The organism is Solimonas terrae (genome assembly GCF_011067135.1).
Taxonomy (GTDB): Bacteria; Pseudomonadota; Gammaproteobacteria; order Nevskiales; family Nevskiaceae; genus Solimonas; species Solimonas terrae.
This window is the reverse complement of record NZ_JAAMOW010000004.1, coordinates 386,240-405,058: the sequence shown is the minus strand read 5'-3', so window position 1 is coordinate 405,058 and position 18,819 is coordinate 386,240. Positions and strand designations below refer to the sequence as shown.

Annotated in this window: 13 protein-coding genes; 3 read left to right on the top strand and 10 right to left on the bottom strand. The window is 66.1% G+C overall.

Features of this window, described 5'->3' with window-relative positions:
- Positions 1-83: 83 nt before the first annotated feature.
- Positions 84-2,084, bottom strand: a complete 2,001-nt coding sequence (locus G7Y85_RS10060) for a hypothetical protein (protein WP_166255783.1) — start codon at positions 2,082-2,084, stop codon at positions 84-86.
- A 169-nt stretch (positions 2,085-2,253) separates the two neighbouring features.
- Between G7Y85_RS10060 and G7Y85_RS10055 the strand changes: the two genes are divergently transcribed.
- The 3 genes from G7Y85_RS10055 (at position 2,254) to acs (ending at position 8,472) form a co-directional block, all read left to right on the top strand.
- Complete coding sequence (locus G7Y85_RS10055) at positions 2,254-5,055, top strand: tetratricopeptide repeat protein (protein ID WP_166255780.1); 2,802 nt, start codon at positions 2,254-2,256, stop codon at positions 5,053-5,055.
- Positions 5,056-5,264: 209 nt separating this feature from the next.
- The gene (locus G7Y85_RS10050) at positions 5,265-6,290 is read left to right on the top strand and encodes a CE1 family esterase (protein ID WP_166255777.1); all 1,026 of its coding nucleotides are present in this window, start codon (positions 5,265-5,267) and stop codon (positions 6,288-6,290) included.
- Between the two features lie 214 nt (positions 6,291-6,504).
- Entirely contained in the window at positions 6,505-8,472 is a 1,968-nt protein-coding gene (gene acs, locus G7Y85_RS10045; RefSeq protein ID WP_166255773.1) for an acetate--CoA ligase, read from the top strand.
- A 66-nt stretch (positions 8,473-8,538) separates the two neighbouring features.
- Here the strand turns inward: acs and otsA are convergent, their stop codons facing one another.
- The 9 genes from otsA to G7Y85_RS10000 all read right to left on the bottom strand — a co-directional run bounded on the left by otsA (position 8,539) and on the right by G7Y85_RS10000 (position 18,758).
- Positions 8,539-9,924, bottom strand: coding sequence for an alpha,alpha-trehalose-phosphate synthase (UDP-forming) (gene otsA / locus G7Y85_RS10040; RefSeq protein WP_166255770.1), 1,386 nt, complete (start codon positions 9,922-9,924; stop codon positions 8,539-8,541).
- Positions 9,921-10,694 (bottom strand): trehalose-phosphatase, encoded by a 774-nt coding sequence (gene otsB, locus G7Y85_RS10035; RefSeq protein WP_166255767.1) that lies wholly within the window; start codon positions 10,692-10,694, stop codon positions 9,921-9,923. Before otsB ends, otsA begins: the two co-directional genes overlap by 4 nt.
- 97 nt (positions 10,695-10,791) lie before the next feature.
- Positions 10,792-11,634: an AAA family ATPase gene (locus tag G7Y85_RS10030; protein WP_166255764.1), complete on the bottom strand. Its 843-nt coding sequence runs from the start codon at positions 11,632-11,634 to the stop codon at positions 10,792-10,794.
- Between the two features lie 77 nt (positions 11,635-11,711).
- Complete coding sequence (locus tag G7Y85_RS10025) at positions 11,712-14,651, bottom strand: DEAD/DEAH box helicase (RefSeq protein ID WP_166255761.1); 2,940 nt, start codon at positions 14,649-14,651, stop codon at positions 11,712-11,714.
- A gap of 122 nt (positions 14,652-14,773) precedes the next feature.
- The gene (locus tag G7Y85_RS10020) at positions 14,774-15,274 is read right to left on the bottom strand and encodes a TPM domain-containing protein (protein WP_166255758.1); all 501 of its coding nucleotides are present in this window, start codon (positions 15,272-15,274) and stop codon (positions 14,774-14,776) included.
- 34 nt (positions 15,275-15,308) lie between these two features.
- Positions 15,309-16,166: a TPM domain-containing protein gene (locus tag G7Y85_RS20435; RefSeq protein WP_166256015.1), complete on the bottom strand. Its 858-nt coding sequence runs from the start codon at positions 16,164-16,166 to the stop codon at positions 15,309-15,311.
- A gap of 24 nt (positions 16,167-16,190) precedes the next feature.
- Complete coding sequence (locus tag G7Y85_RS10010) at positions 16,191-16,781, bottom strand: LemA family protein (protein ID WP_166255754.1); 591 nt, start codon at positions 16,779-16,781, stop codon at positions 16,191-16,193.
- 73 nt (positions 16,782-16,854) lie between these two features.
- Entirely contained in the window at positions 16,855-17,493 is a 639-nt protein-coding gene (locus G7Y85_RS10005) for an NADPH-dependent F420 reductase (protein ID WP_166255751.1), read from the bottom strand.
- Between the two features lie 86 nt (positions 17,494-17,579).
- A complete protein-coding gene (locus G7Y85_RS10000; RefSeq protein ID WP_166255748.1) occupies positions 17,580-18,758 on the bottom strand; it encodes a phosphoglycerate kinase in 1,179 nt (392 codons plus the stop codon).
- Between the last annotated feature and the right edge of the window lie 61 nt (positions 18,759-18,819).

Here is an 18,819-nt window from a genome sequence, read left to right as displayed (position 1 = left end):
AGGCGAAGCCGGATGCGGAATGGCCGGCATGGTGTCAGGCAAAAGGGGCGGCTCGCGCCGCCCCCCTTTCATTCATGTCGCGATCAATGCAGGGATGGCCCGCGCGCCGGCGCCAGCTTCCCGACCCGGGCCGGCGGCGCTGCGCCGGCAGCCGGCGCGTCCAGCGGCTCGTAGTCGTAGTACCGAATCAGTCCGGTCGTCGGCGTCTGCGCCGTGATGCCGTAGGTCGCGACCTGCCGTCTTTCGAGCACGTAGTAGCGCCCGTTTTCGTCAACCAGCGGAATGATCGTGCGCTGGTCGAACAGCACGCAGTTCGCGCTGCCGGCGACACAGTTGTAGGCGCCGTTGTCGGTATTGAAGGTCCGTTGCACGACGATCATGTTGTCGTCGAGCACCCAGCGGAACGCCACGGAAGGATCGCGGTTCTCGTCGACGGTCACGAGATTGCCGTTGCCGTCGATGAAGTCGTTTTCCTGGGCGCCGGTGCCGCTCGGATCGAAGCGCAGGCGGAAGTCCTTGGTACCGGAACCCGGGTTCAGCTCGTTGCCGATGCCGAACTGGTAGTAACGGCCGGGCAGATCGGCGACATCGATCTCGGTCGCGAACGCCGGATCGACCTCGACCGACGCGCCGGCATCGACAAAACGGCCGTCGTCGGTCTGCAGGTCATAGAACAGGTCCGATGTGAAGGCGTCGACCGCGCGCAATTCGCGATAACGTCCGACGACACCGCCGGCGAAGCTGACGTTGACGGCACCTTGTGCGTCGACGGTCCAGCTGAAGGCTTCGCCGGACACCATGGCGATGCCACTGCCGTCGGCGTTGAGCTGCGCAACATCGGCCACGACCTGCTGCTGCGCGGCGTCATAGACGTAGAAGGACTGCCGGGTGTCCGCGAGATCGCCGGCCGTCAGCTGCTCGAAGTCGTCATCGCCGAGTATGGTCGAGGCCGAAGTGGTGGTCTGTGTGCGGTCCGCAAGGCTCGGGCAATCGGCGTAGTGGATCGTCGCCGTCTCCTTGGACGCCAGTGTGCGGCCGCTGAGCAGCGACAGCGTCGCACCGTTGGTCGTGTAATGAGCCTCGACCTGGCGGACCGTGCCGTCGCAGTCTTCGGTGTCGTAGCTCACGGTCCGTATCGGCTCGTTGTAAGTCACCGCCACGCCGGAGCCGCTGGCGACCCAGTGCATGCCCACGTTGTACGAACCGCCCGCGACCACGCCGCTGCCACTTTGATCGAACTCGTAGGTGACGACGCGGTTCGTGTAGTTGAAGGTGAAGCCGGCGTCGGTCGACAGGATCGCCGCTGTCAGGCTGGCGGGAATGTCGCCGGCAACCACCGGCTTGGTCAGCGTCGGATCGTCGACGATCGACGCCTGGGCCTGCGCGAACATCTCGGGATTCTGGGCCTGGGTGTCCGCGACAAAGGCGTCGCTGGCGTCGGCGTCATTTGCGAGCGCCAGCGTCGAGCTGAAGCCGGACGGCAGAGGATGCTCGGCCGCCGAATCGACTGCGAGCTTGATCGCTGTCGCCAGATCGAGCACGGCCTGGCCGTTGACCGCCGCACCCAGCGCTTTCAAGGCCGCTTCCGAACTCACCGGATTGCCACCGTTGGCGCGAACCAGCAGAGCCGCTTCCGCGGTGCTGACATTGGTCACCTGCGTCGCGAAGTTTTCGTCCGGCGTCAGCACGCCGTCGCCACCGGCCTGACTCGCCAGCGTCGCCAGCGACCCGAGCAGGCTGCTGAATTCGACGAATTCCTGGCCATCCGTCCCCTTGGCGTCGATGCTGACGAAAGCACCGGTCTGGCTCTCGTCGACTTCGACATCGGCCTCGTACGTACCGTTGGCATCTGCCGTGGCGGCAAAGCTCTGATCGCCGACATGTACCGTGACGACCGCGTTGGCGACCGGCGCATCCGTGACTGCGCCCTTCAACTTCAGTTTGACAGTCGTCGGTGGCGGCGTGCCCCCGTCACCACCGTCGTCGTGGCCGCCGCCACCGCACGCCGCCAGCTGCGCGACGATGAACAGACTGCCGATCAGCAGCAGTCGACCCGACCGCGCCGCTTCGTATGGAAATTTCATGATGCTCCCCCTGTTTGGCGAACCGCCGTGATCGCCCTGTGGATCGCCGGCATCGGTAGACGATAGGAGGCACAACGCGCCGATGTCCTTCGCATGTCCTGATCAAGTTCTGACGGATTCATGACCATGCGGCTTGTCGCCCGACTGTCGTTTCGAGCAAGATCGCGGCATGACTGAGCGGCTGACTCCAGGCTCGGCCAAGGGTGGGGGCCCTGGCAAACGATCGCAGCGCTGGTCGTTCGGGCGTTTTGTGCTCGACGAGGCGAGCCGCGAACTGCGGCGCGACGGCGTGCTCGTCAAACTCGAACCCAAGCCACTGGACCTCTTGTTGTTGCTGCTGCGCCAGTCGGGCGAACTGGTCGCCAAGCGGGATCTGATCGACACCATCTGGGTCGGCCGCGTGGTGACCGAGAATGTGATCGCCCGCTGCGTCGCCAAGCTTCGCGAGGCGCTTGGCGACGAGGGCGCAAGCCGTATCGTCACCGTTCACGGCTACGGCTATCGCTTCGTCGGCGACTGCCGGCTCGAGAACATGCCGACATCGCTGCCGACGGCTGCCACGCCGCGCAGCGGCGACCGGCCACCCGGCCGGCCCAACTGGATGCTGGAAACCGCGCTGGACGATCTGGGGCGTGTCTGGCGCGCACGGCATCGCACGACGGGGCAATGGCGGGCCTTCAAGTTCGCGCACGACAGCGACGCGCTCGCCGCGCTGAAACGGGAGATTGCCGTCTTCCGGATCCTGGCCCGGGACAGCGAGCGGCAGATTCCGGTGGTCGAAATCCTCGACTGGAATCTCGAGCAGCACCCGTACTTCATCGAGATGCGCTACGAACCGCTCGGCAACCTGCGGCGCTGGCTGGAAAGCCGCGGCGGGGCTTCGGCGCTGCCACTGGCCCAGCGGCTCGAGCTCGCGGCGCGGATGGCGGATGCGGTCGCGACGGCACATGCGCTCGGCGTGCTCCACAAGGATCTGAAGCCGGACAACATCCTGCTGCGCAACGAGGACGGTGATGAAATCCCGCAGGTGCGCCTCGCCGATTTCGGCAGCGCCGGCGTCGATGCAAGCATTCTCGAAAAGCTCAAACTCACGCAGATCGGCCTGCCGCGCGTCGATCTGGTTGCCGGCGACGGCGGCAGCACATCGCTCTATGTCGCGCCGGAACTGCTGGCTGGCGCAGCGCCGACCACGCGCTCCGACATCTACGCGCTCGGCGTGATGGCCTATCAGCTGGCGGCCGGCGATCTGCTGCGACCGCTCGCGCCGGGCTGGGAACGTGAGATCGACGATCCGCTGCTGCAGGAAGACATCGCCTCGGCCGCGGATTTCAACCCCGCGCACCGTCTTGGCGATGCCGCGCAGCTTGCGCTGCGACTGCGCAATCTGCCGGCGCGCCGGGAAACCCGCCGACAGCGGCAGCAGCTCGAGAGCGAACGCGCGGCGGCACTGAAGGCGGGGGAGGCGGCGCAGGCCGCGATCGAGAAACTGCGCCATCGCCGCCGCTGGCAGGCGGCCGTCCTGGCGTCGCTGTGCGCGGGCTTCATGGTCAGCACCGCACTGTATCTTCGTGCACGCGCCAGCGAACGGCAGACGCAGATCGAGGCCGGCACGCTGCGCGCCGTCAACAGCTTCGTCAACGATGACCTGCTCGGTGCCGCCAACCCCTATGTGCCGGGCGGCGGCCGCAGCGTCACGATCGCCTCGATCCTCGACACGGCCGCCAGCAAACTGCAGACACGGTTTGCCCGGCAGGCACAGATCCGTGCACGCCTGACGCTGACCATTGCCCGCGCCTATACCCAGCTCGGCCTGGAAGAACAGGCGCGCGACACCTTGCGGGCCGCGCTCGGCAATGCCCCGGCCGCCGGCATCGAAGACGATGCCGACCTGCGCAGCATCATGTCGGCGCTGGCGGCGCTGGAATTGCGACTCGCCGATCCGGGCGGCGCACGCGCGCTCTACCGGCGGCTCGACCGCTGGACGCAGGCCAGGCTCCCGGCCGACGACCCGGAGCGCCTGTCGCTGCGCCGCGCGCTGGCATGGGAGCGTTTCGAGAACGGCTATTTTGCGCAGGCGCAGTCCGCGCTTGAAGCACTGCGTGCCGACGTCCGGCGCGAGCGTCCGGAATCCGCCGACCTGCTGCTGCAGATCGACGCCAATCTGGTCGAGGTCTATGTCGAGACACAGCGCTGGGCACTCGCCCGACGCACCGTCGACGACGTGTTGACGCGCGTGGCGATACGCCATGGCGCCGACAGCGTCGATGCCCTGTGGCCCACGCTCAGCAAGGTCTACATCCTGCGCATGCTCGAGCAATGGGACGATGCGGAGGCCCTGACGCAGGGCGTGCTGCGAAAGGCACGAGACAGGCTCGGCGAAAATCATCCGCTGACGATCGCCTGCTACAACCATCTCGGCACCATTCGCATGCGGCAGGGTCGTTACGACGAGGCACGCCGCTATTTCGAAACCGCGCTCGCCAGATACCGGACCGTGTTCGGCGACGAGAACTATCGTACGAGACGCATGCTCACGCGACTCGGCGAGGTCGACATTCACACCGGTCACGCCGCCCGCGCGCGACGGACCCTGGCTGACGCACTCGCAAGCTCGATCAAGACCCTCGGCGAAGATCATCCGCACTCGATCGACATCGCGCGCCTGCTGGCCGAGGCCGAAGCCGCGGACGGCGAACTCGCACAGGCCGAAGCGCGCCTGCGCCATGTCATCGCGCTTGCACCAGAACGCATGCCGAACAACAACAACCGCACCGCACACGCCGAATATGCGCTCGCCCGCGTGCTGCTCAGCGAGCAGCGCCCTGCCGACGCGCTTCCCCACCTGCGGCAGGCGCACCGGCTCTTCGCCCACAACTTTGGCGCACGGCACAGCCTCAGCATCCGCACGGCGGAACTGATCGACAGTGCACGCGCGCCGGAAGCCGCCGGCCACCCACCCGTCAGTACCTGATCCGCGAACGGCGGCGGCACACGCCCGTCCCGATCACCCGCTCGGCCACGCGCTCGGACGTCGGCTCGCGCCGCGAACGGTCGCATTTCGGCGACGAACGGAGCGGGCCGGTTCCGGAGTCGCTCAACTGTCGATTCTGGCGGATCAACGGCGCCGTCACCGAGCTCCCGGCGAACTACAGTTCCACAGCACTTAGGGAGTTCTTATCCATGGTCAATTTCAGAATCTTCATCGCGCTGTCGCTGGCGCTCTCGCTCGCCCAGGTCCTGCCGGCACAAGCCGCCACCGTTCCGTCGTTCGTCGGCGCGCATACCGGCCCGATCGGCACCCTCACCGTTTCCGACCCGAAAGTGGCGGGCAAATACACGGCCAATACGCTGGTCAGCATCGGCGGTCACTGGCTGGTGCTGCCGCGCGGAACCGCCGGCTTCGACATCAGCTTCACCGACGGCGGCGCGACGCGGCGCTTTCTGGTCGTGCGCCCGGAGCCGGCCAACAGTGGGGCGGCCGCGTTCATGATGCTGCACGGCAGCGGCGGCACGCCGGAAGCGCAGGCCAATCTGACGTCGATCGGCAATGCCGTGGTCGCCGACGGCTTCTGGGCCGTGCTGCCGGAATCGCTCGACAACGAATGGAACGACAATCCGGGCTACTCGACCGGCGTCGACGATGTCGGCTTCAACGCCAAGGTCATCGACATTGTCACCGGCTATCTGCACCTCGACGCGAAGCGCGTGTTCGTCAGCGGCCTGTCCGATGGTGCGTTCATGGCCGAGCGCCTGGGATGCGAACTGTCGGACCGCATCGCCGCCGTCGCGCTGGTCGCCGGCACGATGTCGAACGGCCTGTCATCGGCCTGCGAGCCGGCGACGCCGCGTCCGATCATGTTCATCGACGGCACGGCCGACCCGATCGTGCCCTATGACGGTGGTCGCCTCGGCGTGATGTCGGCGCCGGATGCCTTCTCCTTCTGGCTGAGCCGTCACAACTGCACCGCTTCGAGCACGATGAACACGGCGCTGCCGGATGTGGCCAATGACGGGACGACGATTTCGGTCGCACGCAACGCCGGTTGCGGCAGCGGCGGCGAAGTCCGCCTCTATACCGTCACCAATGGCGGCCACACTTGGCCCGGTGGCAGTCAGTACCTGCCCGAGTCGATGATCGGCAAGACCAGCGCCGACATGAATGCCAACGACGAAATCTGGAGCTTCTTCAGCGCCCATCCGCTCTGAGATCCCGCGCATCGAAACGGCGCGATCGCCCGCAGGGTGGTCGCGCTTTTTTGTGACTGCCGATTGTCGCGCACGACTCGTCCGTCTGGCGGCGGCGCCAGACTCGACACGCCCGACATACTTTTCGCGCACTTTGCGGAATAATCTGCCGCCTGCGCGGATGCGCAAGAACAAAATGGCGCGCAAGGCCGCGCTGCGCGATCGGGAGAAATGAATGAGCGAGTCGCAGAACATCAAATCAGTGCTGACGGAAGATCGAGTGTTTCCGCAGTCGGCAGCGTTCGTCTCGCAGGCCCGCCTCGATGCCGATCGCCTCGCCGCGCTGCACGCCGCGGCGGCGCGCGATCATGTCGGCTTCTGGGGTGATCTGGCCAAGAAGGAGCTCGGCTGGCAGACGCCGTTCACGCGGGTGCTCGATGACAGCCAGGCCCCGAATTACCGCTGGTTTACCGACGGCAAGCTCAATGCGTCGGCCAATTGTCTGGATCGCCATCTCGGCGCCAGAGGCGACAAGCTGGCGATCCGTTTCGAAGGCGAAAAAGGCGATACACGGAACTACACCTATCGCCAGCTGCACGCCGAAGTCTGCCGTGTCGCCAATGCCTTGAAAGCACTCGGCATCGGCAAAGGCGACCGCGTCGTCATCTACATGCCGATGGTGCCGGAGGCGGTGATGGCCATGCAGGCCTGCGCACGTATCGGCGCGATCCACAGCATCGTGTTCGGCGGCTTTTCCTCGACGGCCCTGAAAGATCGCATCGAAGATGCCGGCGCCAGGCTGCTGATTACCGCCGACGGCGGCCATCGCGGCGGCCAGATCGTCGAGCTGAAGCGCGCCGCCGACGACGCGCTCGCGCAAGGCTGCAAGACCCTGGACAAGGTCCTCGTGCTGAAGCGCACCGGACACGACGTGGCATTCGACGCCAGGCGCGACGTCTGGTGGCACGAGATCGTGCCGAAACAGTCGGAACGCTGCGATCCGCAGTGGGTGGAGTCCGAGCACCCGCTGTTCCTGCTCTACACCTCGGGTTCGACCGGCAAGCCGAAAGGCATCCAGCACTCCACCGGCGGCTATCTGCTCGGCGCGATGACCACCTGCCAGTGGGTATTCGACTTGCGCGACGACGACGTGTTCTGGTGCACGGCCGACGTCGGCTGGATCACCGGTCACAGCTATGTCTGCTACGGCCCGCTCGCCTGCGGCGCGACCATCCTCATGTACGAAGGTGCGCCGACCGTTCCCGATGCCGGCCGCTTCTGGAAGATTGCGCAGGATCACGGCGTGACGATCTTCTATACCGCGCCGACGGCGATCCGTGCGCTGATGAGGCTCGGCGACGACTGGCCGAAAAGGTACGACCTGTCGAAGCTGCGCCTGCTCGGCAGCGTCGGCGAACCGATCAATCCGGAAGCCTGGATGTGGTATCACAAGGTGATCGGCAAGGAGCAGCTGCCGATCGTCGATACCTGGTGGCAGACCGAAACCGGCAGCATCATGATCTCGCCGATTCCCGGCGCCGTGCCGACCAAGCCCGGCTCGTGCACCAAGCCCTTGCCGGGCATCGCGGTCGAAGTCGTCGACGAAGCCGGTGACGTGCTGACCGGCAAGGACGCCGGCGGCTACCTCGTCATCACCAAGCCCTGGCCGTCGATGCTGCGCACGATCTGGAACGACAACGAGCGCTACCTCAAGACCTACTGGGGTCAGTTCAGCAATCGCTATTACGTGGCCGGCGATTCGACGCATCGCGACGAGGACGGCTACTACTGGATCATGGGTCGCATCGACGACGTGCTCAACGTTTCCGGCCATCGTCTCGGCACTATGGAAATCGAAAGCGCGCTGGTCAGCCACCCCGCCGTCGCCGAAGCGGCGGTCGTCGGTCGCCCGCACGAGATCAAGGGCGAGAGCGTGTTCGCATTCGTGATCTGTCGCGGCGAACGGCCGCGCGGCGCCGAGGCCGAGCAGCTTGCCAAGACCCTGCGCGATCACGTCGGACGCGAGATCGGCGCGCTCGCCAAACCTGACGAAATCCGTTTCGCCGACAATCTGCCGAAGACGCGCTCGGGCAAGATCATGCGTCGTCTGCTGCGATCGATCGCCAAGGGCGAGGAAATCACGCAGGACGTTTCAACGCTCGAGAATCCGGCGATCGTCAAACAGCTCGCCGGTCAGGACTGAATCCGGATTTGCGGGAGGGTCCGCAACGGGCCTTCCTGCTTTCCGTCCGTGTCCGGCAACGGCCGGCTACGCGAGCGCCATCTCGGCGCCGAGCCGCTCCAGCGTGCCGACGAAGTCATCGCTCCATTTGCCGACGTTGTTCTCGATCAGGCCCTTCATCAGCTCCTGATACCGCGCGCACCGCTCTGCGAGCGGCATGTGCCGCGCCTTTTGCAGGGTCTCGGCAACGCCGGCGGTATCGTACGGATTGACGATCAGCGCGGCCGGCATCTGCTTGACGCTGCCGGCAAAGCGCGACAGCACGAGCACGCCCGGATCGTCGGGATCCTGCGCCGCAACGTATTCCTTGGCGACCAGATTCATGCCGTCGCGCAGGGGCGTGACGAAGCCGATGCGACTCATGCGGTAAAGGCCGGCGAGCTGGCGTCGCGTGATCGCACGGTTGATGTAGCGCAGGGGCGTCCAGTCCAGCTGCGCAAAGCGGCCGTTGATGTGACCCGCCAGCGTTTCCAGCTCGTGCCGCAGGTGGATGTACTCGGGAACCTCGCCGCGCGAAGTCGGTGCGATCTGCAGGAAGCTGATCTGGCCGTGCGTGTCGGGATAGTTCTCGAGCAGGGTCTGGTAGGCGTGAAAGCGTTCCGGAATGCCCTTGGTGTAATCGAGCCGGTCGACGCCGATGATCTGCACGCGGTTGAAAATCGCCGCCTTCAGGCGCGCCGCGTCCCGGCCCGCCTCGTCGCTCGCCGCCATTTCCGCGAACTGTTCGGCGTCGATGCCGATCGGAAACGCCTTCACCGTCACGGTCCGGCCGTAGGCCGTCAACGTGTCGCCGTCACGACGTCCGCCAGCCTCACGCAACACGTAATCGCGGAAACGCTGCACGTCGCCGTCGGTCTGGAAGCCGATCAGGTCGTACGCCATCAACGCTCTCGCGAGTCGATCGTGCATCGGTAGCGTGGTGAAGACTTCACGCACGGGAAACGGGATGTGCAGGAAAAAGCCGAGCTTCTGCTCGCAGCCGGCGTCGCGCAGCATGTCGCCGAAAGGCAGCAGGTGATAGTCGTGCACCCAGACCAGATCGTCGTCGCGCAGTAACGGGATCAGCGCGTGCGCAAAACGCCGGTTGACGCGCTGATAGCTGTCGTAGAAGCGCCGGTCGAAGGACGTGAGATCGAGTCGATAGTGGAACAAGGGCCACAAACAGGCATTGGCAAAACCGTTGTAGTAGTCGTCGTGTTCGACCGTGGTCAGATCGACGGTGGCGCGCGTGACGCCGCCCGCCGTCTGCCGGCGGACCTGGTCGGCGGACTGCTCGACGACTTCACCGCTCCAGCCGAACCAGAGTCCGCGGCGCGTCTGCAGCGCCTCTGCCAGCGCCACGGCCAGGCCGCCGGCACGTGTCGCACCGCGCAGGCTGCCGACACGATTCGAAACGGCGACCAGACGACTCATCTCCTGCCTACTCCCGGGCTCGATACTGTCGCCGTACTATCCGCAAGCCAGCTGTGTACGGCATGAACGCCGTCGAGCCGGAACGCCGCGACGCTGTCGCCGGAACCGACCTTGATGCCGTAGCCGCCGTGCGCCTGCACCCAGGAAAACCCGTCTTCGTCGGTCGTGTCGTCGCCAACGAACACCGGCGTCCGCGTCGCGAACAAAGGCCGCCGCATCAGGGTTTCCACCGCGTGTCCCTTGTGCAGATCGCGCGGCCGGACCTCGACCACCATCTTGCCGACCAGCACGCCGAGTTCGAACTGCACGGCGATTTCGCGCATGAATGCCTGGCACTCGGCCGCCCGCTCCGGCGCCGCCCGGTAATGCACGGCCACCGACGCGCCCTTGTTTTCGACGATCAGTTGCCGGTCCTCGCCGAATCGGCGACGGATCTGCTCGGCGGCTGCAGCAACACCCGGCCAGACGCGACGCTGCGGTGTCGCGTTGCCGTGTACCCGCAACTCCGCGCCATGCTGTCCGCCGCCGGGCAGCTGCAGCGGCAGCAGATACGCATCGATTTCGCGCAGCGGCCGACCGCTGATCACCGCGAGCGCCCCTCCGAGCCGGCGCTGCGCGCGTTCGATCAGCGCGATCAGCGTTGGCTCGATGAAGACCAGTTCGGGTCGCGCAACGATCTCGGTAAGCGTGCCGTCGAAATCGAGGAACAGTGCTTCACGCCCCGCAAGCAGCGGCGGTGCGCGTTTTTCTACAGCGTCGTGAAATGGCATCCGGGCCAGTGTGGCCCATCAGCACCGCAAGAACAACGCTTTTGATTTCAAAGAGTTCAGCGCGCATTCAGATGCGCGGCCGATGTTGCGAAAGCGATCAGCTCGAACGCCGCGCCATGAACGCCACGCGCTCGAACAGATGCACGTCGGACTCGTTCTTCAGCAGCGCCCCGTACAGCGGTGGCAACGATTTCTTGGTGCTGGCCTCGCGCAGCACGGCCGGATCGATGTCTTCCGCCAGCAGCAGCTTCAGCCAGTCGAGCAGTTCCGATGTCGACGGCTTCTTCTTCAGACCCGGCAGGTCGCGCAGGCCGAAGAACACTTCCATCGCTTCCTTGGTCAGGTTCTTCTTCAGATCCGGGAAGTGCACGTCGACGATCTTCTGCATCGTCTCCTTCTCCGGAAAGCGGATGTAGTGGAAGAAACAACGGCGCAGGAATGCATCCGGCAATTCCTTTTCGTTGTTCGACGTGATGATGATGATCGGCCGGTTCCTGGCCTTCACGGTGGTACGCGTCTCGTAGACGTAGAACTCCATCTGGTCGAGCTCGCGCAGCAGATCGTTCGGAAATTCGATGTCCGCCTTGTCGATTTCATCGATCAGCAACACCGGCTGCGTGTCGGCCTCGAATGCCTCCCAGAGCTTGCCCTTGATGATGTAGTTGGAAATGTCGCGAACCTTTTCTTCGCCGAGCTGCGAATCGCGCAGACGCGAAACCGCGTCGTATTCGTACAACCCGTGCTGCGCCTTGGTCGTCGACTTGATCGCCCAGTCGAGCATCGGACGATTCAAGGCTCGCGCGATCTCGCGCGCGAGCTGCGTCTTGCCGGTGCCGGGTTCGCCCTTGACCAGCAGCGGCCGCTGCAAGGTCACGGCGGCGTTGACTGCCATCATCAGATCGTCGGTGGCGACGTAGGTATCGGTGCCTTCAAAGCGCATCTTGGGAGTCCGTGCGGGTCATCAGTGGAAAGCGTGAGTTTGCTATGCGGAAGGGCCGGAGCGCCAATCGGGCGGATTCATTCCAGCGGCGCCAGCAGTTCGGCGAGCTCGGCGCCATCGAGCGCCAGACTTTCCGCGCTGTCGGCGAACAAGGCTTCGGCAAGCGCCCGCTTGCGAGCTTGCAATTCTGCGATCTTCTCCTCGACCGTACCTTCGCTGAGCAGCTTGTAGACGAACACCGGTTTGTCCTGGCCGATGCGGTGGGCGCGATCGGTGGCCTGATTCTCGACCGCCGGATTCCACCAGGGGTCGTAATGGATCACGGTATCGGCGGCCGTCAGATTGAGACCGACACCGCCGGCCTTGAGACTGATCAGGAACAGCGGCACTTCCTCGCGCTGGAAGCGATCGACGAGCGACTCGCGATCCCTGGTGGCGCCGGTCAGCAGCAGATAGTCGATGCCGCGCTCGCGCAGCGCCGCTTCGATCAGTGCCAGCATCGACGTGAATTGCGAGAAGAGCAGGATGCGCCGGCCTTCTCTGAGCATTTCCGGCAGCAGGGTCATCAGCAGTTCGAGCTTGGCGGATTCGCGCACGCGCGATGCCTCCTCGGTGTTCAGCAACCGCGGATCGCAGCAGATCTGTCGCAGGCGCAGCAGCGCCGCGAGCAAGGCAATACGCGACTGCGAAAGCCCGCGACGTTCGATCTCCGCCTGCACCTCTTCCTGCATCGCTGCGCGCACCGTCTCGTAGAGATCGCGCTGCCCGCCCTCCAAGGCAACACTGCGGATGATTTCGGTACGCGGCGGCAGCTCGCTCGCCACTTCGCCCTTGGTTCTTCGCAGCAGGAAGGGCGCCACGCGTCGCGCCAGCTGCACGCGCGCCTCGGCGTCGTCGTGCTTTTCGATCGGCTGGCGGAAGCGGAGGCGGAACTGCTGATCGTCGCCCAGATAGCCCGGCATCAGGAAGTGGAACAGCGACCACAGCTCGCCGAGGTGATTCTCGAGCGGCGTGCCGGACAGGCACAGGCGATGGCGCGCGTCGAGCCGCGCGGCGCTCTGTGCCGCCTTCGAGCGCGGATTCTTGATGTTCTGTGCCTCGTCCAGCACCAGCAGGTGCCAGGGCTGTTTGCGCAGCGCTTCGAGGTCGCGGCCGAGCAGAGCATAGGTGGTCAGCACCAGATCGGCGTGACGCATCGCGGCGAACAGCCGGCGACGATCGCCGCCGTGCAGCACCAGAACCCGCAGCCCGGGCGCAAAACGCGCCGCCTCGCGCCGCCAGTTGAAGATCAGGCTGGTCGGCGCGACCACCAGCGCCGGCCGATCGAGCCGGCCTTCGTTCTTTTCGATCAGCAGATGCGCAAGCGTCTGCACGGTCTTGCCGAGCCCCATGTCATCGGCAAGCACGCCACCGAAGCCGCGCGTGCGCAGCAGCTGCAACCACGCCAGACCTTCGCGCTGGTACGCACGCAGTTCCGCCTGCAGGCCGTCCGGCGGAACCAGCGTGTCGCGGGCGGCGCGCAGCTGCGCGTTCCAGTCATGCAGTGCCTCGCTGCCGCGACGCTGCAGATCGGCGGCCGCCCCCAGATCATCAAGCAGCACGCCCGACCAGCGCGGCAGTCGCAGGCTGCCATCGGCCTGCAGGGCGTGTTCGTCATACAGCTCGATCAGCGTCGCGAGAATCGGCTTCACGCGCGCCGCCGGCAGGCAGATCGCGCGCCCGGCATCGTCGCGCACGATCAGCGGTGCATCGTCCGGCAGCGCGCGCAGACGCGCCGGTGTCAGCCGGTCGCCGGACTGCCGCAGCAGGGCAACCAGCAGCGGCAACAGCGGGGTCTCGCGACCGTCGATCGAGATCTGCATGCCGACATCAAACCAGCCACCGCGATCGTCGATCTGCAATGCCCAGTCCGCGTCCGGTTCATGCAGGCGCCACGGAAAATCCGGATCGATTTCCAGGCGCCAGCCGTCGGCGCGCAGCTTCGGTGCCTCGCCGGCGAGGAAATCGACCCAGCCGATGCGACCGATGCTCGGTGGCGGCGCCAGCAGTGCGGTCGGCCGGTGGTAGTAGTCGTAGACGGTTTCCAGACGGGCACGATGCAGGCGTGCCAGCATCTCGCGCTCGATCGGCAGCTGGCGCTCGATCTGCGTGACCTGGCCGTTCTGCACGCGGGTCAGCGGTCCGGGCGGCGTATCCGGCGCACAGCGCAGGCCGGCGTAGTCGAAACTCAGGCTTGCCGCATCGATTGCTTCTTCGCGCGCCCAGGATTGCGGCAGCCAGGTCTGGCGCAGTGCCAGCACCGGCACCGGCTCGACATCGCGGCGGCGGCGAAAGCGCACGGCCGGCGGCGGCGGCACCTGCGCAACATAGTCGCCGAGCGCCGCCGGCCAGCGTGCGGCGAGCTCGCCGACTTCCGCCGGCCCGGCCGGCGAAGCGCAGAGCAGCTGATGCGCAAGTGCCGCCGGCACGCCGCTGTCGACCGCCCCGAGCCGGGCATGACTCACATCGACGTACCACGGTGGCTGCAGCGGCAGCACCCGCGTGGCGTCTTCGGTGACCATTTGCAGATAGCTGCGCCCGTCGTCGCCGAGCTGCCACTGGAAACGCCCGGGCATCGTCGCATCGATGCTCAGCGCCGGCGCCTGTTCGCTCTGCCAGTGGCAGCGGCCACTACCGGCCAGCGCGATCAGAACCTCGACACCCCAGGCAGCTTCGAGCCGCCACGGCGCGGTATCCGCGGTTTGCCGTTTTTCGACGAATTGCAGCAGGCGCCGGTCGAACTCCGTGACCTGCCGCGCATGGCTGTGCGCCGCTTTCGGCTGCGGCTGCACGCTGCCATAGCTGCCGTCGTTGCGTCGTCGCGCGCTGACCACGGTCAAGGTCGGCCGCTGCGGCAGTTCGGCTTCGTGATCGAGCAGATACAGCAGGCAGACCGCACCGTCGTCGAACGCCAGGGCGTCCGGCGTCAGGCCGGCCATCCAGGCCTGCAGTTCGCCAGCGGGCGCGCGCGCGACCATCAGCCGCCGCGTCCCGAAGGCGCGGGCCGTCGCTCGAGGGCCAAGAGGTCTTGCGCGGCGATGACGCGCATCAGGCGTTCCTGCAGTCAAAAGACTGTCAGTGTAGAGCCTGTCGCGAGGGGCTACAAAAGTACCGGTTCGTCCGGCAATTCGTTGCCGACATCCGGGCGTGCCGGCGGATAACGGGCCAGCACCGAAGCCACCGCCGTGACCGCCGCGATCGCACCGTCCGCGTAGCGGCCATGTGCAAACTGGCGTTCGGCCTGCCGGCAGCACGCCGGCCACTCATCGGACGGCACGCGCGCATCGCCGACACCGCGGTCGGCGACGATCTCGACACTGCGATCGGCCAACAGCACGTAGATCAGCACGCCGTTGTTGTGCTCGGTGTCCCAGACATGCAATTCGGAAAACACCTCGATCGCACGAGCCCGCGGCGTTTGCGCTCGCCACAAGCGGCTCAAGGGCCACGCGCCTTCGACCGCGAAACGGATCTCGCCGGGGTGCTGCGATTCGCAGGCGCGCACCGCGTCCTGAATTGCCGCCAGCGTCGCTGGCGGGAACGCACGACGCAGGGCCCACGGCGTCATCGTCAGATGGCGCAGACAGCGCGCAAGGCTCATCGCCGACTCCGGAACCGCTTGATCATGATCGGCATCACCATCGCCCCGATGCGCCGCCGCCGCCGAAACCGCCGCCGCCGCCGCTGAAGCCGCCACCGCCGAAGCCCCCTCCACCACCGCCGAAACCACCCCCGCCAAAACCGCCGCCGAAGCCGCCGAGCGGGACGATGCCGAGCAAGGTCAGCAGCAAGGCGACGATGCCGAAAAAGATGGCGATCAGCAGCGTGCCCGACAGCAGCCAGGCGATCGCGAACACGGCGCCACCGGCGACCACGGAACCGAGGCCGCTGCCCAGCACGCGGCGCAGAAACTGTGCGCCGACCAGCACGAAGAACAGCAGCGGCATTACCGCACCGACGCGATGGTCGCCTTGCGCCCGCGATGTCCGCGGCGGTGGCGGCAGCGCCTCGCCATTGATCACACCGATCAGCTGCGTGATGCCGGCATCGAGTCCACCGTAGTAGTCACCCGCCTTGAAGCGCGGCACGATGGTTTCATCGATGATGCGATTGGCGATCGCGTCCGGCACCACGCCTTCGAGGCCGTAGCCGACTTCGATGCGGATCGTGTGGTCGTTGCGCGCGACCAGGATCAGCACGCCGTCATCAACCCCCTTGCGGCCCAGCTTCCAGGCATCGGTGACGCGGATCGAATACTGCTCGATGGTTTCCGGCTCGGTGGTCGGCACGATCAACACCGCGATCTGACTGCCCTTGGCCTGTTCGAAAGCCGCGAGTTTGGCTTCCAGCGCACCGCGTTGCGTGGCGTCCAGCGTGCTGCCCAGATCGGTAACGCGCGCCGCAAGCGCCGGCACCGCCACGTCGGCCTGCGCCGGCAGGCTGCAGACGAAGAGCAGCGCGCACGCAGCAACGCTGCGGCGCAGCCAGACCATGGCGGTCGCGCGCAAGGCGCGCTCCTACTTGCCGAAATCGACGGTCGGCGCGGTCGAGATCGCCTTTTCGTTCTCGACGGTGAAGCTCGGCTTGAGCTGCGCCCCGGTGAATCGGGCTGTCAGGTTGGTCGGGAACGAGCGCACCGTGGTGTTGTACCGCTGCACTGCCTGGATATAGCGGTTGCGCGCCACGGTGATGCGGTTCTCGGTGCCTTCCAGTTGCGCCTGCAGATCGCGGAACAGGCCGTCGGCCTTGAGCTGCGGATAGTTCTCGGAGACGACCAGCAGCCGCGACAGCGCCGAGCTCAGCTGGCCCTGCGCGGCGGCGAACTGCTTGAGCTTGTCGCCGTCGTTGTAGCTGTCATTGCCGACATTGACCTGGCCGACCCGGGCGCGGGCGTCGGTGACTTCGGTCAGGACTTTCTCTTCGTGCTGCGCGTAGCCCTTCACGGTATTGACCAGATTCGGCACGAGGTCGGCACGGCGCTGGTACTGGTTCAGGACCTCGGCCCACGACGCCTTGATCTGTTCGTCCTGGCTTTGCAGCGTGTTGTAGCCGCAGCCACTCAGCAGCGTGACCGACAGCAGCGACAGCAGAATCAGACAATATTTCATGACAGGCTCCGAATCGATTGCAGAACGAAAGCTTGCGGAAAACCGCGCGCAGGATACCGCGCCTCGCGTGGGTTCAGCGCAGCCACTTGAAGGCATGCGCGGTTTCACCGGCGGTCAGGGCCTGGATGTTCCACAACATGAACAGGGGCTCGATCGCGCGCGCCGCCTCGGCGGCGCCCATGTCGACCGGGTCCCAGCCAAGGGTCGCGAGCAGACTGCCGACCTCGCGTTTGGCGTCGGCATCGTTGCCGCAGATGAACATGCTCGGTGGTCCGCCCGGCACCGCCGGATCGATCAGCTGCGCATGCCCCACCGAATTGAAGGCCTTGACGAAGCGTGCGGTGGGAAATTCCTTCTGCAGGCGCTCCATCAGCGAGTCGTCGTGCGAGGTGAAGTAGCGCACGACGCCGTTGGACGGCGCCGTCTCGGCAAGCGGATTGCAGGCGTCGATCACGACCTTGCCCGACAGGTTCGGGGTACCGGCCAGGCGCAGCGCGCGACTCGCCACCGAGCCCTTAACTGCGAGCAGGAGCAGATCGCCGAAGGCCGCGGCCTCGGCAAAGCTGGCCACGCCGATATCCAGTTGTTCGCGATTCCAGTCGCCGAGCCGCGACGGATCACGGGTGCCGAGCACGACCTCGTGGTCGTGCCGGCGCATGCCGCTCGCCAGCGTCCGCGCGACGATGCCGGAACCCAGCACCCCGATCTTCAATCTCGGTCCCCCAAAGGAAAACGGGCGGACCCGATGCCCCGGGTCCGCCCGCACCTTAACCGATCATCCTCGCAACGCAAGCAGCGTCAGTCCTTCGCGCGCGTCTCGAGCATCGCCACGGCCGGCAGGGTCTTGCCTTCGAGAAATTCGAGAAAGGCGCCGCCGCCGGTGGAGATATAGCCGATCTGGTCGGCGACATGGAACTTGTCGATGGCTGCCAGCGTGTCACCGCCGCCGGCCAGCGAAAACGCGTCGCTGTTGGCAATCGCCTCGGCCAGCGCCTGCGTGCCGCCGGCGAAGGCGTCGTATTCGAAGACACCGACCGGACCGTTCCAGACCACGGTGCCCGCGCTCTTGAGTTGCGCGGCGAGCTTGGCACGCGATTTCGGGCCGATGTCGAGAATCATCTCGTCGTCTTCGACTTCGTCCACCTTGCGCACGACGGCATGCGCCTCGGCGGAAAACTCGGTCGCGCAGACCACGTCTTCCGGCAGCGGAATATCACCACCACGCGACTGTATCTTGGCGCGGATCTGCTTCGCGGTATCGAGCATGTCCATCTCGCACAGCGACTTGCCGACCTTGTAGCCGGCGGCCGCGAGAAAGGTGTTGGCGATGCCGCCGCCGATGATCAACTGATCGGCCTTGTCGGCGAGATTGTTGAGCAGATCGAGCTTGGTCGAGACCTTGCTGCCGCCGACGATCACGGCAAGCGGTCGCTTCGGCGCGGCCAGCGCCTTGCCGAGCGCTTCGAGTTCGGCCGCGAGCAGCGGGCCGGCGCAGGCGACCGGCGCGAACTTCGCGACGCCATGTGTCGAGGCTTCGGCGCGGTGCGCAGTACCGAATGCGTCCATCACGTAGACATCGCACAGCGCCGCCATCTTGCGGGCGAGTGATTCGTCGTCGCTCTTCTCGCCTTTCAGAAAGCGCGTGTTCTCGCCGAGCGCGATCTGACCGGGCTCCAGCTCGACGCCGTCGATCCAGTTCGAGACCAGCGGCACGGTACGGCCGAGCGCCGCCGACAGCCAGCCGGCCACCAGCGTCAGCGACGCGTCCGGATCGAGCTTGCCGGCTTTCGGCCGCCCGAGATGCGAGATGACGAGCACCGATGCGCCCATTTCCAGCGCGCGCTTCAAGGTCGGCAGCGACGCGCGCAGGCGCGCGTCGGACGTGATCCTGCCGCCGAGGATCGGCACGTTCAGATCCTGGCGGATCAGGACGCGCTTGCCGGCGAGATCGAGGTCGGTCATGCGAAGGACAGTCATGGTGAGCTTCCGTTTCGAGTTCCAGAAAACGAAAAGCCCCGCGAACGGGGCTTCCCTTGAT